At 62.4% G+C, this 19,758-nt stretch carries 20 protein-coding genes; 6 read left to right on the top strand and 14 right to left on the bottom strand.

Annotation, left to right across the window (positions count from 1 at the left end; translation table 11 throughout):
• Positions 1 to 10 precede the first annotated feature (10 nt).
• The 5 genes from U5822_RS07145 to U5822_RS07125 all read right to left on the bottom strand — a co-directional run bounded on the left by U5822_RS07145 (position 11) and on the right by U5822_RS07125 (position 6,027).
• Positions 11 to 1,735, bottom strand: coding sequence for a thiamine pyrophosphate-binding protein (locus U5822_RS07145; RefSeq protein WP_322854942.1), 1,725 nt, complete (start codon positions 1,733 to 1,735; stop codon positions 11 to 13).
• A gap of 54 nt (positions 1,736 to 1,789) precedes the next feature.
• Positions 1,790 to 3,451: a two-component system response regulator gene (locus U5822_RS07140; RefSeq protein ID WP_322854941.1), complete on the bottom strand. Its 1,662-nt coding sequence runs from the start codon at positions 3,449 to 3,451 to the stop codon at positions 1,790 to 1,792.
• Between the two features lie 46 nt (positions 3,452 to 3,497).
• Positions 3,498 to 3,953, bottom strand: coding sequence for a response regulator (locus U5822_RS07135; protein ID WP_322854940.1), 456 nt, complete (start codon positions 3,951 to 3,953; stop codon positions 3,498 to 3,500).
• A 101-nt stretch (positions 3,954 to 4,054) separates the two neighbouring features.
• Positions 4,055 to 5,512, bottom strand: coding sequence for an ATP-binding protein (locus tag U5822_RS07130; RefSeq protein WP_322854939.1), 1,458 nt, complete (start codon positions 5,510 to 5,512; stop codon positions 4,055 to 4,057).
• Complete coding sequence (locus tag U5822_RS07125; protein WP_322854938.1) at positions 5,509 to 6,027, bottom strand: YfiR family protein; 519 nt, start codon at positions 6,025 to 6,027, stop codon at positions 5,509 to 5,511. The genes U5822_RS07130 and U5822_RS07125 overlap by 4 nt, the downstream gene beginning before the upstream one ends.
• 303 nt (positions 6,028 to 6,330) lie before the next feature.
• On the opposite strand from U5822_RS07125, the gene greB reads away from it, so the two are divergent.
• Both greB and U5822_RS07115 read left to right on the top strand, forming a co-directional pair.
• Complete coding sequence (gene greB / locus U5822_RS07120; RefSeq protein WP_322854937.1) at positions 6,331 to 6,813, top strand: transcription elongation factor GreB; 483 nt, start codon at positions 6,331 to 6,333, stop codon at positions 6,811 to 6,813.
• Positions 6,814 to 7,068: 255 nt separating this feature from the next.
• The gene (locus U5822_RS07115; RefSeq protein WP_322854936.1) at positions 7,069 to 7,350 is read left to right on the top strand and encodes a hypothetical protein; all 282 of its coding nucleotides are present in this window, start codon (positions 7,069 to 7,071) and stop codon (positions 7,348 to 7,350) included.
• Positions 7,351 to 7,352: 2 nt separating this feature from the next.
• Here U5822_RS07115 and U5822_RS07110 read toward each other — a convergent pair whose 3' ends face one another.
• The 8 genes from U5822_RS07110 to ftsY form a co-directional block, all read right to left on the bottom strand.
• Positions 7,353 to 8,834, bottom strand: coding sequence for a sensor histidine kinase (locus tag U5822_RS07110; protein ID WP_322854935.1), 1,482 nt, complete (start codon positions 8,832 to 8,834; stop codon positions 7,353 to 7,355).
• Complete coding sequence (locus U5822_RS07105) at positions 8,821 to 9,501, bottom strand: response regulator transcription factor (RefSeq protein ID WP_322854934.1); 681 nt, start codon at positions 9,499 to 9,501, stop codon at positions 8,821 to 8,823. Before U5822_RS07105 ends, U5822_RS07110 begins: the two co-directional genes overlap by 14 nt.
• 107 nt (positions 9,502 to 9,608) lie before the next feature.
• A complete protein-coding gene (gene hyi / locus U5822_RS07100; protein WP_322854933.1) occupies positions 9,609 to 10,388 on the bottom strand; it encodes a hydroxypyruvate isomerase in 780 nt (259 codons plus the stop codon).
• 4 nt (positions 10,389 to 10,392) lie between these two features.
• Positions 10,393 to 11,304: an NAD(P)-dependent oxidoreductase gene (locus U5822_RS07095; RefSeq protein ID WP_322854932.1), complete on the bottom strand. Its 912-nt coding sequence runs from the start codon at positions 11,302 to 11,304 to the stop codon at positions 10,393 to 10,395.
• Between the two features lie 124 nt (positions 11,305 to 11,428).
• Positions 11,429 to 12,289: an RNA polymerase sigma factor RpoH gene (gene rpoH, locus U5822_RS07090; protein ID WP_322854931.1), complete on the bottom strand. Its 861-nt coding sequence runs from the start codon at positions 12,287 to 12,289 to the stop codon at positions 11,429 to 11,431.
• A gap of 193 nt (positions 12,290 to 12,482) precedes the next feature.
• Positions 12,483 to 13,487 carry a permease-like cell division protein FtsX gene (gene ftsX / locus U5822_RS07085; RefSeq protein WP_322854930.1) on the bottom strand — a complete coding sequence of 335 codons (1,005 nt, stop codon included), beginning with the start codon at positions 13,485 to 13,487 and terminating at the stop codon, positions 12,483 to 12,485.
• The gene (gene ftsE / locus U5822_RS07080; RefSeq protein WP_322854929.1) at positions 13,477 to 14,166 is read right to left on the bottom strand and encodes a cell division ATP-binding protein FtsE; all 690 of its coding nucleotides are present in this window, start codon (positions 14,164 to 14,166) and stop codon (positions 13,477 to 13,479) included. The genes ftsX and ftsE overlap by 11 nt, the downstream gene beginning before the upstream one ends.
• A 28-nt stretch (positions 14,167 to 14,194) precedes the next feature.
• On the bottom strand, positions 14,195 to 15,406 hold the full coding sequence (ftsY, locus tag U5822_RS07075) for a signal recognition particle-docking protein FtsY (RefSeq protein ID WP_322854928.1): 1,212 nt from the start codon (positions 15,404 to 15,406) through the stop codon (positions 14,195 to 14,197).
• Positions 15,407 to 15,566: 160 nt separating this feature from the next.
• On the opposite strand from ftsY, the gene rsmD reads away from it, so the two are divergent.
• The gene (gene rsmD, locus U5822_RS07070) at positions 15,567 to 16,223 is read left to right on the top strand and encodes a 16S rRNA (guanine(966)-N(2))-methyltransferase RsmD (RefSeq protein ID WP_322854927.1); all 657 of its coding nucleotides are present in this window, start codon (positions 15,567 to 15,569) and stop codon (positions 16,221 to 16,223) included.
• Positions 16,224 to 16,265: 42 nt separating this feature from the next.
• On the opposite strand, the gene U5822_RS07065 is transcribed toward rsmD, so the two are convergent.
• Positions 16,266 to 17,444 (bottom strand): DesA family fatty acid desaturase, encoded by a 1,179-nt coding sequence (locus U5822_RS07065; RefSeq protein WP_322854926.1) that lies wholly within the window; start codon positions 17,442 to 17,444, stop codon positions 16,266 to 16,268.
• Between the two features lie 215 nt (positions 17,445 to 17,659).
• Between U5822_RS07065 and mutM the strand changes: the two genes are divergently transcribed.
• The 3 genes from mutM to yrfG all read left to right on the top strand — a co-directional run bounded on the left by mutM (position 17,660) and on the right by yrfG (position 19,740).
• On the top strand, positions 17,660 to 18,472 hold the full coding sequence (mutM, locus tag U5822_RS07060; RefSeq protein WP_322854925.1) for a bifunctional DNA-formamidopyrimidine glycosylase/DNA-(apurinic or apyrimidinic site) lyase: 813 nt from the start codon (positions 17,660 to 17,662) through the stop codon (positions 18,470 to 18,472).
• A gap of 159 nt (positions 18,473 to 18,631) precedes the next feature.
• A complete protein-coding gene (locus U5822_RS07055; RefSeq protein ID WP_322854924.1) occupies positions 18,632 to 18,964 on the top strand; it encodes a hypothetical protein in 333 nt (110 codons plus the stop codon).
• Between the two features lie 86 nt (positions 18,965 to 19,050).
• Positions 19,051 to 19,740 carry a GMP/IMP nucleotidase gene (gene yrfG, locus U5822_RS07050; RefSeq protein ID WP_322854923.1) on the top strand — a complete coding sequence of 230 codons (690 nt, stop codon included), beginning with the start codon at positions 19,051 to 19,053 and terminating at the stop codon, positions 19,738 to 19,740.
• Positions 19,741 to 19,758: the final 18 nt, after the last annotated feature.

The following is a 19,758-nucleotide window of genomic DNA, read 5'->3' as shown; positions in this document are numbered from 1 at the left end:
TTGAGTCCGCTTATTTTGTTTCGTTGAGTACTTTCATTCGGACGCCCATTGGCGGCACCTCATTCCCGTCCACCAGGATATCGAGCAGGCAGGGGCCCGGGCGGGCCAATATCGAGGCCAGATCAAGCCGATGGAGTTCTTCCAGGGTGCTGACCCGGTAGGTCTCCACACCCAGGGCTTCCGCCATCATCGCGTAATTGATCGAGGGCAGTTCGTTGGCAATCTGTTCGGCGCCGCCAAGCGCCTGACCGTGCCGAATCATGCCCAGTGACGAGTCGTTCAGCACCACCATGAGCACGTTGCAGTTCTCCTGGGACGCCGTCGCCAACTCCTGGCCGGACATCAGGTAGCTGCCATCGCCGGTCACGCAGACCACCGGCACGCTGTCGTCGGCCAGGGCCATACCCACCGAGGCGCCGATGGCCCAGCCCATGGCGGCGAATCCGATGCCGATGTTGAACAGGTTCTTCGAACACAGGGGCTGCTCGGGTCGCCCGACATTCCAGTGGTGAATGCCCCACAAAAAGCTATTCCCGGTATCAAACAGGGCCCGCGTCTGTTCGGGACAGACCCTGCTCAGGTAGGTCATCAGCGCCTGGGGCTTGATCGGCCCGGACGTCGCAAAACACCCCTCCCGGAAGTTCCCGCCGACGAAATCCGGCACGCCATCACTGCCATGCGCCTTGAGAGCCGGAGCCGGGAGCCCCGTTTTCCGGGCGGCGGCCAGCAGTTGGTCGGCGACACTTCGAGGATCGCCCAACACCGCGTGACCGGCCATGATGGCGCGAACCAGGTGCCCCGGGTTCCTCGACAGGTGAATCAGGCGTTCGGACAGCAGGCCATCGGGACTCCAGCCGGCCGTGGACACCTCATCCAGGGCCGCACCAACCGTGATGACCCGTTCCGCGTCCTGGGGCCCTACCGCCTCTGTGGCCGATTGGTGACCGGCAAACCCGAACACTCCCCGGTTCTGCGGGTGAAAGCTGTTCACCAGTCCCTTGGCCCGGGGCGTGGTGACCAGGTTCCAGCCCCTGAGCTCGGCCAGCTGGACCCACTGATCGGCCGAGTCTGCCGCGTCTTCACCCAGCACGATAGTCGCTTGCTTGATGTCAGCAAGGTCGTCCACCACGCTCTGGACCGTGACCGGGTCGGGTATCACGTCATTGGGCACAAAAGGCTTTCGGAACGGGCTGTAGGAGGAGTCCTCGACCTCGTGGCGCATGACGTCGAGCGGAATGGAAAGATGCACTGGGCCGGGCTGCTGGCCGAGCGCGTGGCTGAAGGCGTGCAGCAGCTTGGTTTCCAGTTGTTCAGGGTGCGAGACGAAGGTGTTGTAGCGGGTGCAGCTGGCGAACATGTCCATGGTGTTGACGCCGGTGCAGGATGATTCCTGGAACGCACCCTGGCCGAAGCGGTTGAGCGAGGTCTGCGCCGTAATGACCAACATAGGCACATTGTCAGCGTAGGCGTTGGCGACCCCCGTGAGCAGATTGGTCGCTCCCGGCCCGGCGGTGGCGCAACAGACGCCAATCAGGCCCGTTTCGCGGGCGTAGCCATCAGCCATGAAGGCGGCACCGGTCTCATGGCGGGCAAGGACCGCGCGGATTCCGCCACGGCGCTCGCTCCGGGCCAGCGCGTTGTAGAGGGGCTCAATGCTTCCGCCGGGCACGCCGAACACATAACGGACCCCCATACGCTCCAGGTATCGCAGAATCAGATCACCGCACTCAAGCATTGGATAGGTACCACCGGTTGTCGCTGCAGACGACACTCACCTGTTCGGTCTGCGTTATTGGTTCAAAGGGACGGGTTTGGCAATGCCATAACCTTGGGCGTAGTCAAAACCGAGTTTCCGGAGGCACTCTTTGACCTCGTCGTTTTCCACAAACTCGGCAATGGTTTTCAGGCCGGCCGCATGGCCGATGCGATTGCAGGCATCGACAATTCCCATGTCGATGGGGTCTTCGAGCAGATTCCGGATGAACCCGCCGTCGACTTTCAGGTAATCAATGGGCAGCGCTTTCAGGTACGAAAACGAGCTCATGCCCGAGCCGAAATCATCGAGGGCGAATTTGAAGCCCTCGTTCCGCGCCCGCTCGACGAATCCGATGGTGTCGCTCAGGTTGGCAATGGCGGAGGTCTCGGTGATTTCGAAACAGATGCGATTAGGCAGGATCGAGAATTCCTTGACCTTGGCCCGGATGAAACTGAACAGCTCGCCGTCGCTCAGGGAACCACCGGACAGGTTGATGAAGAAGGTGCCCGAGGACTCCCGGCCAAGGCCGCTGCGATCCAGGTAGTCAAACGCCAGCTCGATGACCTTGCGATCAATCCGGGGCATGAGGCCAAAGCGTTCCGCGGCCGGAATGAAGGCGCCTGGCGGAACAACGTCGTCGCCCTCCCGCAGCCGGACCAGAAATTCAGTGCGGAAACCGTCGGCGCTGGACTCCTGCAGCGCCACCATCTCCTGGTGGCACAGGAAAAAGTCGTTGGTCTGCAACGCGCCCTGGAGACGGCTGGTCCAGTGCATGTCGCGCTGGCGCTGCTGCATGTCCCGATCGCTGGTTTCATAGACCTGCACATTGTCACGACCCCGGTCCTTGGCGGCGTAACAGGCCAGATCGGCGTGGCTGAGCAGTTCGCTGGCAGTCTGGTACTCGCTGCCAACAATGACCATGCCGATGCTCAGGGACACCGCGAAGGGCCGGTCTTCCCAGACAAAGCGGTACTCGCGCACCTCCTCGCACAGGGACTCGGCCACCTTGCGGGCGTCGGCGGCGTCGCAGCCGCGCAGCAGTATGCCGAATTCGTCGCCCCCCAGGCGCGCCAGGGTATCGTCGGAACGCAGGTTCTGGCCCAGCAGCTTGGCCAGTTGCTTCAACAGCTCGTCGCCGGCTATGTGGCCGCAGGTGTCGTTGATGATCTTGAACTGGTCCAGGTCCAGGTACAGCAGGACGCACTCCCGGACCGACTTTCTGGAATCGTGCAGGGCCTGGCTCAGCTGGCGCTCAAATTCACGACGGTTGACCAGATCGGTCAGGCTGTCGTGGTACGCCATGTGCTCCAGGGTGGATTCGGCCCGCTTTTTCGCCAGTCGCACGGTCACTTCCCGCAATTCCCGATGGATGGCGGGAATCAGGCGCGCCAGGTTGTCCTTCATGATGTAATCCTGGGCGCCCGCCTTCATGGCGCTTACCGCGACGTCTTCACCAATCAGTCCGGACACGATGATCACGGGCAGGTCGGGTGCCAGCTTGCGGGCCAGCTCCAGGACCCGAAACGAGGTGAACCCCGGCAGGTTGTGGTCGGTGATGACAATATCCCAGGTCTCTTCCATGAGCGCGGACTCCATCGCGCTCTCGCTGGCCACCATCTGGTAATGAGGTTCGATGCCACCTTTCTTCAACGCGCGCAGCAGGAAGAAGGCATCATCTTCTGAGTCCTCTACCATTAACAATCGAAGGCGACCATTCGTTTTACTCACCAGCACTACCTTTTCAAAATGACCGGGAAGCCCCGACCATGGGAACTTTATTCACGGTCAACCAATATTGAGCGAGTACAGTCATTTGCTCGCTAAACTTACTATAGTCAATCTGCTTGGTAACAAAGCTGTTGGCCCCCAACCGGTAAGCCTCTCGCAATTCCTGGGGTTCGTCCGAGGAGGTCACCATCACCACCGGCAGCCAGTCGGTATCGGGGCAGGACCGAATGCGGCGCAGGACCTCGAGCCCGGTCACCTTCGGCAGTTTGAAATCCAGGAGGATCACACCCAGGGAATCCAGTTGCGCAGAGCGGGGGCTGGCGTCATTGCCAAACAGGAAGTCCAGTGCAGCCTGGCCATCCTCTTTCAGGATGATGGTGCTATCGGGGCTCGCGTTCCGGAGCGCACGCATCGTCAGAATCTGATCGTCCGGGTTATCCTCAACCACCAGAATCGAATAGTGTTCCATTCCCATAAACGCTCCACTTCCCTTTCACTGCCCGATTGCGGGGTTTCCTTCACAGGATAGCCCTGATTTTACTGGCCGGCAGCGCGCCAGAGCCCTGGCCTCTACTTCTGCACGGAGGCCGGGAACTTTACATAGAAGCACGCTCCGTTGTCGACTGACGATTCGGCGTAGACCTCGCCGAAGTGCCGGCGGACCACACGGTCCACGGTCGCCAGCCCCAGCCCGGTACCACTGAACTCCGCGGGCGTGTGCAGACGATTGAAGGCGACGAACAACTTATCCACATATTTCATGTCGAAGCCCACCCCATTGTCGCGAATGGCCACGGTAATACTGCCGTGGGATTCACAGGCTGACACATCAATCTTGCGTATGTCGGCCTTGGAGGAGTACTTCCAGGCATTGGCCAGCAAATTCTGGAAAGCAATGCGCAACATCCGGCCATCGCCGACCACCTCAATACCCGGCTGGATGGTCACCTCGGTGGGCCGATCGTCACTGGTGGCGTGGAGCTCCTCGACAATTTCCTCAAGGATGGCGCTCAGGTCGTGTTTCTGGATTTCCATGGCCTGACGACTGACCCGGGACAGCACCAGCAGGCCGTCAATCAGGCCACCCATCCGGACGGTGGCGGCGCGAATTCTCGACAGGTAATCCAGCCCGGTGTCGTTCAGCTGGCCTCGGCAATCCTCCTCCAGGGCCTGACCAAAGCCCTCGATGGCACGAAGGGGCTGGCGCAGGTCGTGGGAGACGGAAAAGCTGAACGCTTCCAGCTCCCGGTTGGCCAGGCTCAGCTCCGAGGTTCGGTCCGCAACGGTGCGTTCCAGCTCATCGCGACTGGCCAGGATTTTCCGGTTCTGGTGCTCGATGGTGCCGATCATTTCGTTGAAGGCGTTGCCCAGTCGACCCAGTTCGTCCTTGCCATAGACCGGCACCCGGATGGAATAGTCGTGGTTGACGGCAATCTGTTCGGCCGCGGACGACAGTTCGGAAATCGGCTCGGACACCAGGCGCTGGAGCCGGAACGCCACCCAGACCAGGGCCACCTGGATGGTCAGGCCGATGGTAAAGGCCATGAGAATGAAGGTGCGGATGTGCTCCCGCAGCACTTCCAGTCGCGACATGAGGTACAACTGGCCCACGGTGTCGCCGTCCAGGGTCACCGGCTCCAGCAGGCGGTAGTAATCGCCGACAAACCCGACTTCAGGCGGGGTTGCCAGATTGGGACAGGTGGCACTGGTGGCACTGTTCAGCTCCGCCATGACATCGCCCGCCGTGTTGTACACGCAGACCTGTTCGATGGTTTCGATCTTGCGCAGGCTCGAGATGATGGTGGCAAGCTGCTGACTGTCTTCGAACAGCAGCGCCGCGGCCGACTGTTCCGCCAGGATCCCCGACAGCACCATCAGCTCCGATTCCAGCTGCTCCTCGTAGGTGCGGTTTTCCACCACGATCAGACTGGTACACACCAGCAGGATGCCCAGGGTGCTGATTGAGAGGGTCAAAAAGACGAGCTTGGCTTTCAGTGGCCAGTATTGCCAACGCCAGCGATTGCTCATCGGATCACCCTCAAGGCCAGCTCCAGCAACCGGGAGTTGATCTGCAGCCCCGCGCGCTGGGCGGCCTGCAGATTGATCTCGAACCGGATCACGTTGCCTTCCTTCACGTAACCGATGATGCCGCCCTCGTCGACAAATTCGGGGATCTCACTGATGGTGAGCATTCGACGCTCTTCGGCGTAGCGGGTGATGGACGGCAGATCCCGGCTCTTGGCACTGCCCACGAACAGCACCTGGCAATTCTCGGCGTCGATGAGGGTTTGGGGATAGGCCAGGGTCAGCGCCTTGCCCTGGGACATGCGGCCATCAAGCTGCTGCAGGACATCGCCGAACGGATCGCGGCCGAAGACGCAGATCTTCAGATCCTCGGCGTCAGCGACCGGCTCGGACCAGGTGATGAAGCGCGTAAAGTTGTACAGGAAGGCCGCCTTGACCTCGTACTCCGAGCGCACAGACGCATTGGAAGATCCGATCGCTGACCACAGCACCAATGCGATGAGGAATTTCAAAAACACCTAAGGGTAACCCCCGGCCATCCATAGTTTCGAACTCTTACCACTGAGGGCGGATTCTGACATGCGCCCGGTAAGCTAGCCCGGAGTGTTGACGTAATCACACCTGAAAAAGCGCGCCGGTTTGCGAATCTGCGCGAGCCCTTAGCAGATTGTCTTTAGCCGAAGGTTAGCATTGCCTCCTGTCGCGTCAATAACCAGATCGTAAATCAATGTGTCTGGGATGGTCTGCGCTGGCGGAACTCGGCCTGTTCTGGGATTCTATATCAAGATGGCGCCACATTGCTTTGGAAACGCTCCCATTTTATGAAAACCAATCTGATCACCCGTGAAGGTTTCGACCAGCTGCAACAGGAGCTGGATTTTCTCTGGCGCACCGAGCGCCCGGAAGTCACCCGCAAGGTTACCTGGGCCGCCAGCCTCGGGGACCGCTCGGAAAACGCGGATTACCAGTACAACAAGAAGCGCCTGCGGGAAATCGACCGTCGGGTCCGCTACCTGCGCAAGCGTCTGGAAAGCGTGCGCATTGTCGACTACGCCGAAAGCCAGGAGGGTCGGGTGTTTTTCGGCGCCTGGGTCACCCTGGTGGACGAGGACGACACCGAGCTGACTTTCCGGATTGTCGGGCCGGACGAAATCTACGAACGCAAGGACTGTGTTTCCATCGACGCACCCATCGCCCGGGCGTGCCTGAAGAAGGAACCCGGCGAGGAAGTGCTGGTGCGTACCCCGGTTGCCGAAAAAACCTGGTACATCGAACGGATCTGGTACGAGGGCGGGCAGGCCTGAACGAAAAAAGCCCCGCAAAAACGGGGCTAAGGCTAGCGCTGTGCTGGAGGGAGAAGCAGATCGCGGTGGCAACCTGCTTCAATAACTACAGTTTCCATTATGCACAGACCGGGTTACACGGCCGTGGCCGGAAAATTACCTTTCGGACAGGCTTTTCACTCGCCCAACGACTCGAAATTAGGTTGCACACTCTAGGCATTCGCACTAGTTTTTTGGCCAGATTCCATTCACGACTTTGGCCATGGAGCCCGTCTTATGAACACCCAGAAGCTGCTGAACATTGCCCTCGAGGGCATCGATACGGTTGGTTACCGCCTGGACCAGCTGGGCATTACCGGCAAGGTCAACCGCCACAACATCGCGGCCTACCTGATGGCCGAGCAAAAATACCTGGAAGGGGAATGGGACAGCGTGCAGGCCAAGGTGTACCGCCGCCGGTCCCAGCTTGAGCGCCTGGGCCACGCCCTGGAAAGCCGCGCCGACGCCCTGGTCGGCCCGGTGCTGGCGCGCGTAAACCGGTTCCGCGCCAGCCAGTAAACTCAGGCATCGCTGGTTTCCGTCGGGCTGCGGGTATCGTCTCCGCCGCCCGACGACGGTAGCTCCGCCTGCGTCGCCTTGATGCGCTTCTGCACGCCGGTGAAGGCCGGCATGAACACGGAAACCGTCAGGCCCGGCGCCGACTCGCCCGGATAGGTATCGCTGAGGACGATGCGGCCCTGGTGGATCTCGGCCACCGCACTCACCAGACTCAGCCCCAGACCATTCCCCGGCAGGGACCGACTCTTGCCCACCCGATAGAACCGCTGGAACACCTGCTCTTTCTCGTCGTCGGGTATGCCGATACCACTGTCTCGAACCTCGAACACCGCATCGACGCCGTCGCGCCGCACGGCCACCCCAATCACCCCCTGCTCCGGGGTGTACTTGATGGCGTTATCAATCAGGTTGCTGACCATCTGGAACAGCAAGTCTCGGTCCCCCTCAATCTGCACCGCCGTGTCGAGATTCTGCTCGAAGCTCTGCTCTTTGTCTTCGGCCAGCGCCTCGTAGAGTTCGCAGGCGTCGCTGACCAGCTCGCCCAGCGACACCGGCTTCATGTCCGCGGCATTGCCCCGGGTTTCCAGCCGGGCGATCCGCAACAGGGCATTAAAGGTGGCCAGCAACTGGTCCGCCTCCGCGACGGCACGACCGGCCTGCTCGCGGGCCTCGTCGTTGTCTACCGACATCAGGGTGTTCTCCAGCTGGTTGCGCAGCCGGGTAAGCGGGGTTCTCAGGTCGTGGGCGATGCTGTCGGAGACATGGCGGATACCTTCCATCAGGTACACGATGCGGTCGAGCATCTGATTCAGGTTGTCCGCCAACTGGTCGAAATCGTCGTCGGTGCCCCGGGTCGGGATCCGCAGGGACAGGTGCCCGTTCATGATGCGCCGGGACGTGTTATTGATAACCTCAATACGTCGGGTGGTGCTGCGGCTCATGAGGAACCCGCCCAACAGCGCGAGCCCGAGGGTGATCCCCATACCCCAGTTGATGGCGGTTTCGATAACCCGCTTGAGATTGGTGAGCTCGTCGACGTCACGCCCCACCAGCAGGCGCAGACCGCCCTGGACTTCAAAGATCCGGGCCCGGGCCAGGCGCTTGGGCCCGTTCCAGCCCACGGTTTCGTCCAGGGTGAAGTTGATCCAGCCGCTGTCAGAGCGGGTGCCCTTGGGCCAGGATTCGATGTTGCCGGCCAGCTTGAGGAAATCGTCGGTTGTCAGCAGGTAGATGGACTTGGCGTTGGGATCGCGCGCGACCCGCTCACGGATGATGGTGATCAGGCCGTTGACCCCACGACCCCGATACTGCTCCGCCAGGCCGGCGATTTCCGCCTCGATGGTCTCGTCGGTCTGGGCGGTCATGAAGCCCGCTGTACGCCAGTAGATAAAGGCCAGTAAGAGAAATACCGAGGTGGCAAACACCACCATGTACAGCAGGGCGAGCTGAAAAGAAGATGTTCTGAGCTGACTAAGCAGTTTCACGCAGCATGTACCCTGCACCCCGGATGGTCTGCAGCAGGGGTGTTTCGAATTCCTTATCGATTTTCGCCCGCAGGCGGCTGATGTGCACGTCGATCACGTTGGTCTGGGGATCGAAGTGGTAGTCCCACACTTTCTCCAGCAACATGGTCCGGGTCACGACCTGGCCGGCGTTGCGCATCAGGTATTCCAGCAGTCGGAATTCCCGCGGCTGAACGTCGATGTTCTGGCCGGCGCGCTTGACGGTCCGGGCTAACAGGTCCATTTCCAAATCCGCCACCCGCAGCACCGTTTCGGTCTCCGCGGTCTGCCGGTTCCGGCGCACCAGGGATTCGATTCGGGCCAGCAGCTCGGTGAACGAGAACGGCTTGGTCAGGTAATCATCGCCGCCGCCACGAAGGCCTTCGACCCGGTCGTCGACGTCGCCCAGGGCACTGAGGATCAGCACCGGCACCTGATTGCCCGTGGCCCGCACGGTTTTGATGATGGACAGGCCATCCATGCCCGGGAGCATGCGATCCACGATCATGATGTCGTATTCTTCACCGGCCGCCATCAACATGCCTTCCTTGCCATCGGCGGCATGATCCACAACGAAATCGGACTCTCGAAGTCCCTTCACCAGATAATTCGCTACATCCTGATCGTCTTCGATTACCAGTGCTTTCACCGGCTTTCCTCCCGATAACGGATTACAGTGTTTAGCGCTAAGGGTACGAATAACTTATCTGACCGGCCAGTTACGATCTTGTAAGAGGGTGTCGCCTATGGCGACGGTCACGCACCCCTTGGAAGCCAGCTCAGACTGTCGGCGGTCTTCCCGGAAGGCCGGTATTCCGCGCTCACCCAGCCGTCGTAGCCCATTCGGTCTATCGCCCCGAAAACATTCGAAAAGTTAATCTCCCCGGTGCCCGGTTCATGGCGACCGGGGTTGTCGGCGAACTGGATATGACCGATCCAGGGCAACAGGCACTCCATGGACCGGACCAGATCGCCCTCCATAATCTGCATGTGATAGACATCGTACTGCAGCCGCACGTTGTCGGCATCCACCTGCTCGATCAGGGCCAGCACCTTGCCGCTGGTGTCTAGGGCAAACCCGGGCATGTCCACCCGGGAGTTAATCGCCTCCAGGCACAGGGTGATGCCCTGCCCGGCCAGCTTTTCGGCCGCGTAGCCGACATTGGCCACCAGTGTCTGCCAGGCTTCGTCCTCGGTCACGGTGGCCGGGCGCAGGCCGGCCAGGCAGTTCACTTGCCGGCAGCCAAGCGCCTGGGCGTAGTCCAGGGCCTGGTCGACGCCAGCGCGGAACTCGGCCACCCGGTCCGGCAGGCAGGCAATGCCGCGCTCGCCGGCATCCCAATCGCCCGGAGGCAGGTTGAACAGCACCTGGGTCAAATGGTTCTGGGCCAGCGCTTGCTGCAACTGGTCCTTGGCATAGGCATAGGGGAACAGGAACTCCACACCGTCAAAACCGGCGGCCCGGGCCAGGGCAAACCGCTCCAGGAAGGGCGCTTCGGTGAACAGCATGGACAGGTTGGCGGCGAACCGGGGCATGACCTTACTCCTTCGGACCGCGACCGACTGAGCCAAGCAGGGCACCGTTGAGGTGCTCCAGCTCCAGCAGCAGGCCGCTGTGATCGACGTCGCTGTGGCCGTTGGCCACCAGGGACAGGTATTCATTGTGCACTTGCTGGGCCAGCGGCAGGGTCAGCCCCTCGTTACGCGCCTCGTCGAGAATCATGCGCATGTCCTTGAGCTGGATGCGGGCCGGTGCACCCGGGGCGAAATCCCGGTCCAGCATGCGCTGGCCGTGCAGCTCCAGGATCCGGGACCCGGCAAAACCACCGAGCAGCGCCTCCCGCACGGCGGCCGGATCGGCGCCGCCCTTGGCCGCCAGCAACAGCGCCTCGGACACCGCACCGATGGTGATGCCGACGATGGCCTGGTTCGCCAGCTTGGCCAGCTGCCCCGCTCCTACCGGGCCGATGCGGGTGCAGCGCCCCAGGGCAGCGAACACCGGCTCGGCGCGGTCCAGGTCGGCCGGCTCGCCGCCGGCCATGATGCTCAGGCGGGCCTCGGCCGCGCCCAGGGTGCCGCCGGACACCGGGGCGTCGACATAACCGGCGCCCTGCTCCGCTGCCAGGGCGGCGTGGCGGCGCGCCACCTCAGGTTGCACCGAGCTCATGTCGATCACCAGGGCCTTGGGCTTGAGCGCGTCGATCACCCCCTGGGCCACCAGCACCTGCTCCACCGCGTCCCCGTTTTCCAGCATGGTGATGACGACATCGGCGTGACGCACCGCCTCGGCGGGGGAACCGGCAAGGGTGGCCTGTCCGGAGAACGGCTCACACTTGCTGGCGGTCCGATTCCATACGGTCAGCGGAAACCCCGCGGCCAGCAGGTTGCTGGCCATGGGCGCCCCCATCAGGCCAATGCCCAGGAAGGCGATCTGCGGTTGTTCTGTGGTCATTGCCGGCAATCCCTGTGGTTGTTCGACGTAGCGTGAAAGCGACCGATTATACAAACAAAAACGCCACCAACCGGAACGGTGGTGGCGTTTTCAGAGCTTAGCGCAGAACGACCGCGACTCAAGATCAGGCGACTTCCGCCATCTGGTTGCGGATCTTCTTCATGGCGTTTTTCTCAAGCTGGCGAATCCGTTCGGCGGAAACGCCATACTTGTCGGCCAATTCGTGCAAGGTGGACTTGCTGTCCGACAGCCAGCGCTCACGCAGGATATCCTGACTGCGCTCGTCCAGATTGCCCAGGGCCTCCATCAAGCGGCCGTTGGAATCTTCGGTCCAGTCCGCGTTTTCCAGCTGGGTCGCCGGGTCGCTGCGGCGGTCCTCCAGGTAGTAGGCCGGAGCCTGGTAGGCGTTGTCGTCGTCATCGTCCATCGGGCCGTCGAAGGCAGTGTCCTGGGACGCGAGACGGCCTTCCATGTCGCGAACCACCTTGGGTTCGACCCCCAGATCGGCGGCGACCGCCTGCAGCTCGTCGTGATTGAGCCACGCCAGACGCTTCTTCTGACTGCGCAGATTGAAGAACAGCTTGCGCTGGGCCTTGGTGGTGGCCACTTTGACGATGCGCCAGTTGCGCAGGATGAATTCGTGAATCTCGGCCTTGATCCAGTGCACGGCGAACGAGACCAGGCGCACCCCGTATTCCGGGTTGAAGCGCTTGACCGCCTTCATCAGGCCAACGTTGCCTTCCTGGATAAGATCCGCCTGGGCCAGTCCATAACCGGAATAGCTTCGGGCGATATGAATCACGAAGCGCAGGTGGGACAGCACCAGTTGGCGGGCCGCTTCCACGTCACCGTCGTAATGCAGCTTCTCGGCCAGCTCCCGCTCTTCGTCCGCGGTCAGCACCGGAATGCGGCTGGCGGCCTGAATGTACGACTCGAGATTGCCACCCGGAACCAGTCTGTCAACCAGCTGTAAACTCGTACCCATGCTTTAACCTCCGAACCTGACAGCCATTAAATATAGCAACTGATGCTTCGACCGCCAAGAACCTGAAAAATTCCCGAATCATCCAGTAAACCGTTCTAAATCAACACCCTGGAAAATTCACCTTGATTTTCTTCGCTCTTGAAATTACGACAGGGCCTGTCGCCCTTTCAATACGGTTTTCCCGCAATCCGGATCATCCGCCGGCAATTTCACCGGGTTCAATGTCGTCCAGATGGCGCTTTACCGCGACCCAGGCGCCCAGCCAGCCTAGCAGCATGGCCACAAGAATCAACGCCAAGGCGCCATCAATGCTGAGCCCCTGCAGCGAAAAATCGCTGCGGTACAAGCCTGCCAGTGTCTCGATCGGCCCACTGAGCCACCAGAGCGAAATCTGCAGCAGGGTCCAGGCCACGATACCACCCCCCAGGCCGAACCAGGCCCCCGTGTACAGGAACGGCCGGCGCACGAAGGCGTCGGTGCCGCCAACCAGCTTGGCCACCAAAATTTCGTCGCGACGATTCTCAATCGCCAGCCGCACGGTGTTGCCGATCACCAGCACCACGGCGGCGGCCAACAGCAACGACAACGCCCAGACTGCCCGCGCCAGCAGATCGGTCAAGGCGTTCAGCCGCTGCAGCCAGCCCAGATCCACCTGCACTCGGTCGATGTCCTCCATGCCGCCCACGAACTGCGACAGGCTCTGCACCCCCGATTGGGTGCGCACCGCCTCCTCGGGCGTGATCAGCAGCGTGTGCGGCAGCGGGTTTTCATCCAGATAGTCCAGGGCCTCGGCCAGACCGGAGGCATTCTTGAACTCCGCCAATGCCTGATCCCGGCTGACCAGCTCCACCTCCGCCACCCGGCTGTCACCGGCGAGCTCCGCCCGCAACCCCTGGGCGGCGTCCAGCGAGGTGTCCAGGCTGAGGTAGGCAGTCAGGCGGGCACTGCTTTCCCAACCGGCACTCACACCCTGCACGCTGGTCAACAGCAGCAAGAGCGCGACCGGCAACGCCAGCGCCACGCCCATGACGGTCCAGGTCATGACACTGGCAACCGGGGTGCGCCACAGCCGCTGGGCGCTGTCCCGGGCCACCTTGCGGTGATGATCGACATAGCTGGCCAGTTGCTGGCGCCACGGCGCCTTCACGGTGCCGGCGCCGCGCGCGGACTCGGTCTTGCGACGGGGGTCAGTGGCCACTCACACCCCCTACCAGCGGCGATCCGCCGGCAATCAGTCGACCATGGTCGAGCGTCAGGGTGCGCCGGTCGAGCTGGTTGATCAGGGCAATGTCGTGGGTCGCAATCAGCACGGTCACCCCCACCTGACTGAACTGGCCGAACAGATCCATGATGTCCGCCGACAACTCCGGGTCCAGGTTACCGGTAGGCTCATCCGCCAGCAGCACCGGGGGCTTGTTGACCACCGCCCGGGCAATGCCGACCCGCTGCTGCTCACCGCCCGACAACTGCATCGGGTTCATTTTCTCCTTGCTGAGCAAGCCAACCTTGTCGAGCGCGGCCCGCACCCGGCGGCCGATGTCATTGGGCGACGCCCCCATCACCTCGAGCGGCATGGCGACGTTGTCGAACACGGTGCGATCGAACAGCAACTGGTGGTTCTGGAAGACCACGCCAATGTGGCGACGGAGGTAGGGAATCTGGCGGCGGGGCAGACTGTTGAGCACCTGGCCACCGACGATCAGCTCGCCGGCGCTGGGGCGCTCCATCACCATGATGAGCTTGAGCAGGGTACTCTTGCCGGCACCGGAGTGGCCGGTCAGAAACGCCAGCTCGCCCCGGTGCAGGCTGAAATTCACCTGGCGCAGGGCGGTGTGGTCGCTGTCGTAGCGTTTGGTAACCTGACGAAACTCAATCATGGGCAGCGGGCCTGGTGCCGGACGGCGCTCAGTCGAACAGGGCGTCGACAAAGGTTTCGGCGTCGAAGCTACGCAGGTCATCGACCTGCTCGCCGACACCAATGTACCGGATCGGCAGTTGCAGCTGGCGCGCAATCGCGAAGACGATGCCACCCTTGGCGGTGCCGTCCAGCTTGGTCAGGGTGATGCCACTGACCCCCACGGCCTGCTGGAACACCTGGGCCTGGCTCAGGGCGTTCTGGCCGGTGCCGGCGTCCAGCACCAGCATGACCTCGTGCGGCGCCGACTCGTCGAGCTTCTTCATCACCCGGACCACCTTTTCCAGCTCGTTCATCAGGTTGTCCTTGTTCTGGAGCCGGCCGGCGGTATCGGCAATGACCACATCCACCTCACGGGATTTGGCGGACTGAATCGCGTCGAAAATGACCGAGGCGCTGTCGGCACCGGTGTGCTGGGCCACCACCGGCACGTTGTTGCGTTCCCCCCAGACCTGCAGCTGCTCGACCGCCGCGGCGCGGAAGGTATCGCCGGCCGCCAGCATCACCGACTTACCCTGGCTCTGGAACTGCTTGGTCAGTTTGCCGATGGTGGTGGTCTTGCCGACCCCATTTACACCCACCATGAGGATGACGTAGGGCTGCTTGCCGGTATCGATGCTCAGCGGCTCGGTCACATCCTTCAGCAGTCCGCGCAGCTCCTCGCGCAGGGCCTTGCGCAGGGCTTCGCCGTCCTTGAGCTGATTGCGCTCCAGCTTGTCGGTCAGGGAATCGATGATTTCAGACGTGGCGGTCACGCCCACATCGGCCATCAGCAGCGTGGTCTCGATTTCCTCGAGCAGGTCCTCATCGATGTTCTTGCCGACGGAAAACAGGTCGGCCAGGCCGCCACTCAGGCTGGCCCGGGTCTTACCCAGGCCCTGCTTGATGCGTTCGAACACACTGAGCTGGGACTCGGGTTCCGGTTCGGGCTCCGGCTGCGGCTCTGGCGCCGGCTCGACCGCCGTCGGCGCCTCGGCAACTGGCTGCTCCGGCTCAACGGCGACGGGCTCGGCCTCCAGCGCCGGTGACGGCGCCGCCTCTTGTGGCTCCGGTTCCGCCGGAGCCGGCCCCTTGGCCACGTCCGGTTTGCGCTGGGGCACCGGTTGCGGACGCGGAACCCGGCTGCGCTTGCTGGCCAGATCCAGCACAAAAACGAGCACAAGAAGGGCCAGTAGGCCGATTGAAATCCACTCTGCCGTCATAAAGTCATACCATCAATCTGAATGGGCGGGAGAAATAAAGCCGACATTCTAGCAGACTGCCCCAGTGAAGTGAGGGGGACTTCGGTTATCCGGCGACGCCGGTTTCCGCTAAGATGCGAGCCAAACACACGCGAACGAGCTGGCGGCTGGAGCAAGACAGATGGCACGACGAAAACCCGCGGGGCGACGCGCTCAACCCAGCAACCGGAGCGCGGGCGGACCGGCGGGCAGCACCGGGGAGCTGCGCATCATCGGTGGCGACTGGCGCAGCCGCAAGCTGCGCTTTCCGGACGCCGGCGGGGTACGCCCGACCCCGGCCCGGACCCGCGAAACCCTGTTCAACTGGTTGTCGTTCAACCTGGTCGGCAAGGACTGCCTGGATCTGTTCGCCGGCTCCGGAGCGCTCGGCCTGGAGGCCCTGTCCCGGGGCGCGGGCGCCGCGACCCTGGTGGACCACACCCCGGCCCTGGCCAGGGCCCTGCGCGACAACCTGCGCCTGCTGAAAACCGATGCCGGTGAGGTGGTGTGCGCCAGTGTCGACGCCTACCTTGCCCAGCGCACTCGCGCGCCCTTCGACATTGTGTTCATGGACCCGCCCTTTCATCAGGACTGGCTACCCCGCATTCTACCGGTGCTCGACCAGCAGGGCTGGGTCAAGCCCGGGGGCTGGGTCTACCTGGAACACGAGAGCAGCTCGCCGACGCCGACAGTGCCCGCCCACTGGCACCTGCACCGGCAGAAAACCGCGGGCCAGGTCAGTTACTGCCTGTTCCGAACGGCAACCACCGACGCCATCGCCCCGGTCGCGCCGTCCTGATCTGCGCCCACAAAAAACCCCGCCGGAGCGGGGTTTTTGGCGTCAGCCTGCGGGCCGGAGCGAGTAGGCGCGCAGGTGCTCGGCAAAGTCTTCCAGATACCGGATGCCGCTGGCTTCTGCCTCCTTGCACCATTCCATGAGCGCGTTCAGCTTTTCCTGCGGCTTCAGGCCACGCTGCCGCCAGAGCGCCTGCAGCTCATGACTCTTATCGTAGAGCTGACGCAGAACCGCGTGCCGCTCCAGCACCGACTCCAGGGTTTCCTGTTCCTTCGGCTTGATCAGGGTCACTTCCCGCGACAGCAGCTGCTTGAGCTTGCGGTACCGGGGCCGGATTTCATCGTCCATCAGCAGCTTCTGCTGACGCAGCGCCGGCTCCATGACCCGTTTGCGGTACTGACGCATGATGTCGAACCGGTTGTTGGCGATGGCCTGCACCGTCTCCACATCAACTTCCTGCTTGCCCGGCACATGGTGGGCAATGGGCCGGTACCCCTTGGGCGTGGCCAGGCCAAACAGCTGGAACAGGCGGATGTAGCCCCAACCGATGTCCACCTCGTACCAGCGCCGGGACAGCTTGGAGGAGTTCGGGTAGGTATGGTGATTGTTGTGCAGCTCTTCGCCGCCAATCAGGAGGCCCAGGGGCGAAATGTTGCGGGCGTTGTCGGTGCACTCGAAGTTGCGGTAGCCGAACCAATGGCCGATACCGTTGACCACGCCGGCGGCCCAAACCGGGATCCACATCATCTGCAGCGCCCAGATCCAGATGCCGTGCACCCCGAACAGCGCCAGGTCGATCACCGCCATCAGGGTGATGCCCAGGACCTTGTAACGGCTGTAGACGTTGCGCTCGATCCAGTCTTCCGGGGTGCGCTGACCGTAGCGCTCGAGGGTTTCCGGGGTCGCGGCGGACGCGTACAGCTCGGCGCCTTCAAGCAGCACCTTCTTGATACCCAGCACCACCGGACTGTGGGGGTCGTCCTCGGTTTCACACTTGGCGTGGTGCTTGCGGTGGATCGCGGTCCACTCCTTGGTGTTCTGGGCGGTGGTCAGCCACAGCCAGAACCGGAAAAAATGCTTGAGGACCGGGTGCAGATCCAGCGAGTTGTGGGCCGAATGGCGGTGCAGGTAGAGCGTCACGCTGATAATGGTGATGTGGGTCATGCCCAGGGCAACCAGGATCAGTTGCATCACCGACAGGTCAAGAAGACCGTTAAACCACATAGAAAATCCTCAAATCAATTCACCAGCCTCGCCCCCTCGTTCGGTGTTGCATCCGACCTTTGTAGGGGGCATTGAGCCAAGGGTGCCACTTTAGCGTACAGCTGTTCGCCGTCACAACCGCATTTGGCTGCAAATTTGTTACTGATTACACTTGCTCTGTTTCCGTTCTTGTGGCCGCCGACCAAGCTGCGCCCTGTCAATCCCGGAGTGACCCAGTGCCCGAATTACCCGAAGTAGAAACCACCCGGCGCGGCATCGCCCCCCACTGCGAAGGGCAGACCATCACCGGTGTCACGGTGCGCAATCCCAGCCTGCGCTGGCCGGTGCCCGAGGATCTGGCCCAGCGCCTGGAGGGCCAGGTCATCCGCACCGTCGACCGCCGCGCCAAGTACCTGTTCCTGAACCTGGATGGGGGCACCGTCATCGTGCATCTGGGCATGTCCGGCAGCCTGCGCATCATCGCCGACGACAGCCCGCCGATGACCCACGACCACATCGACCTCCAGCTGCAATCGGGCGCCACCCTGCGCTTCAACGACCCCCGGCGTTTCGGCTGCTGGCTCTGGGCCGACCGCGCCACCGAGCACCCGCTGATTGCCAGCCTGGGGCCGGAGCCCCTGTCCCCGGAATTCAACGGCGGGCTGCTGTTTCGGGCATCCCGCGGCAAGCAGACGCCGGTAAAGTCGTTCATCATGGACAATCACGTGGTGGTGGGCGTGGGCAACATTTACGCCAACGAGGCCCTGTTCAAGGCCGGCATCCACCCCAGGCGCAAGGCCGGGCGAATCAGCGCGGACCGCTACCACCGGCTGGCCGAGGCCATTCGGGAAACCCTGAGTGCCGCCATCCTCATGGGCGGCACCACCCTGCGCGACTTCGTCAACAGCGATGGCAAACCCGGCTATTTTGCCCAATCCCTGTTGGTCTACGGCCGGACCGGGCAACCCTGCCCCGACTGCGAACGCCCGCTCAAGGAAATCCGCATGAACAACCGCGCCACCGTGTACTGCTCCCGGTGTCAGCGCTAGAGCCGACACAGGCGCACATTTTGCAACGAAAAATCGTTTGAAAATGCGCAAATATGATTCATAGTTAACAGAGAAATCATGCCCTTGGTTTAAACTGGGGCGGCATATTCAGTGCTCAGACCGGAGCTGAAAGGGCCGATAAGTTCAGGAGACAGTACAATGACCCGCAAGATTTCCCGCACACTGATGGCCACCCTGGCCGCCTGCCTGCTGGCATTTTCGTCCTTGGGCCACGCCCGGGCCGTCGACGAGACACCGTCAGCGCTGGCCATGACCGGGGACGCCCTGTTTGCCCGCCCGGTATTGTTCGCCACCACCATCGTTGGCAGCGCCGTGTACCTGGTGTCCCTGCCCTTTTCCCTGCTCGGCGGCAACGCCGGTGAAGCCGGCGAGGTCCTGGTGATGGGGCCGGCCAAGGCCACTTTCGTGCGCTGCCTTGGCTGCACCCGGATCGGTCGCAAGCCCGAAACCGTGGAGCAAAGCGCGGACTGAGCCCCGCCCGCGTCCGTAGTATCCCGGCTTGCCAAGGCCGGGCATCTCCGGCAGCCTGAAGAAAATCCTTCAGGCTGTTTTTGTTTATGGTGAACTGGTCCTCTCTTGAAACGGTGTTCCTGGACATGGATGGAACGCTGCTGGATTTGCACTTCGACAACCATTTCTGGCTCGAACACCTGCCCCTGCGCTACGGCGAGCGCAACAACCTGGCCCACCAGGCGGCCAAGGACGAACTGATCCCGATGATCATGGCCGAGCGCGGCTCCCTGAACTGGTACTGCACCGACTACTGGAGCGACCGGCTGGCGCTGGACATCACCGGCCTGAAAGCCGAGGTGGGCGACCGGATCGGCTATCGCCCCCACGTGACCGAGTTTCTGGATGCGCTCCGGCAATCGGGCCTGCGGTCGGTGATTGTCACCAACTGTCACCCGGACCCGCTCAAACTCAAGCTTGAGCGCACCGGCCTGGACCAGCGGGTCGACGCCATTGTCTCCAGCCACCAACTCGGCAAGGCCAAAGAGGATCCGCAATTCTGGCGTGACCTGCAGCAGCTGACCCCCTACGACGCCGGCGCCACCCTCATGGTGGACGACAGCTTCCCGGTGCTGGAAAGTGCCCGGGCGGCGGGCATTGCCCAATGCCTGGCGGTGCTGGCCCCGGACAGCCAACAAGCCGCGCGCGAGCGGCATCCGGACATTCCCGGCATCCACCATTTCGACGAGATCCTGCCGGCGCTGCGCCAACGCCAGGCTGTGCCATCGCCCCGATGAGCGGGTTATAATCTGGTC

The organism is Marinobacter qingdaonensis (genome assembly GCF_034555935.1).
GTDB classification, from domain to species: Bacteria; Pseudomonadota; Gammaproteobacteria; order Pseudomonadales; family Oleiphilaceae; genus Marinobacter; species Marinobacter qingdaonensis.
This window is presented reverse-complemented; position numbering and strand designations above follow the sequence as displayed.

Bases quoted from the DNA above. Each gene is read 5' to 3' on its own strand.
- U5822_RS07130 (WP_322854939.1), bottom strand. From the start codon at position 5,512: ATGAGCAATCGCTGGCGTTGGCAATACTGGCCACTGAAAGCCAAGCTC.
- U5822_RS07140 (WP_322854941.1), bottom strand. From the start codon at position 3,451: ATGGTAGAGGACTCAGAAGATGATGCCTTCTTCCTGCTGCGCGCGTTG.
- U5822_RS07145 (WP_322854942.1), bottom strand. From the start codon at position 1,735: ATGCTTGAGTGCGGTGATCTGATTCTGCGATACCTGGAGCGTATGGGG.
- yrfG (WP_322854923.1), top strand. From the start codon at position 19,051: ATGGTGAACTGGTCCTCTCTTGAAACGGTGTTCCTGGACATGGATGGA.
- ftsY (WP_322854928.1), bottom strand. From the start codon at position 15,406: ATGACGGCAGAGTGGATTTCAATCGGCCTACTGGCCCTTCTTGTGCTC.
- rpoH (WP_322854931.1), bottom strand. From the start codon at position 12,289: ATGGGTACGAGTTTACAGCTGGTTGACAGACTGGTTCCGGGTGGCAAT.
- U5822_RS07095 (WP_322854932.1), bottom strand. From the start codon at position 11,304: ATGACCACAGAACAACCGCAGATCGCCTTCCTGGGCATTGGCCTGATG.
- U5822_RS07065 (WP_322854926.1), bottom strand. From the start codon at position 17,444: ATGTGGTTTAACGGTCTTCTTGACCTGTCGGTGATGCAACTGATCCTG.
- U5822_RS07115 (WP_322854936.1), top strand. From the start codon at position 7,069: ATGAACACCCAGAAGCTGCTGAACATTGCCCTCGAGGGCATCGATACG.
- greB (WP_322854937.1), top strand. From the start codon at position 6,331: ATGAAAACCAATCTGATCACCCGTGAAGGTTTCGACCAGCTGCAACAG.
- U5822_RS07135 (WP_322854940.1), bottom strand. From the start codon at position 3,953: ATGGAACACTATTCGATTCTGGTGGTTGAGGATAACCCGGACGATCAG.
- ftsE (WP_322854929.1), bottom strand. From the start codon at position 14,166: ATGATTGAGTTTCGTCAGGTTACCAAACGCTACGACAGCGACCACACC.
- hyi (WP_322854933.1), bottom strand. From the start codon at position 10,388: ATGCCCCGGTTCGCCGCCAACCTGTCCATGCTGTTCACCGAAGCGCCC.
- rsmD (WP_322854927.1), top strand. From the start codon at position 15,567: ATGGCACGACGAAAACCCGCGGGGCGACGCGCTCAACCCAGCAACCGG.
- U5822_RS07055 (WP_322854924.1), top strand. From the start codon at position 18,632: ATGACCCGCAAGATTTCCCGCACACTGATGGCCACCCTGGCCGCCTGC.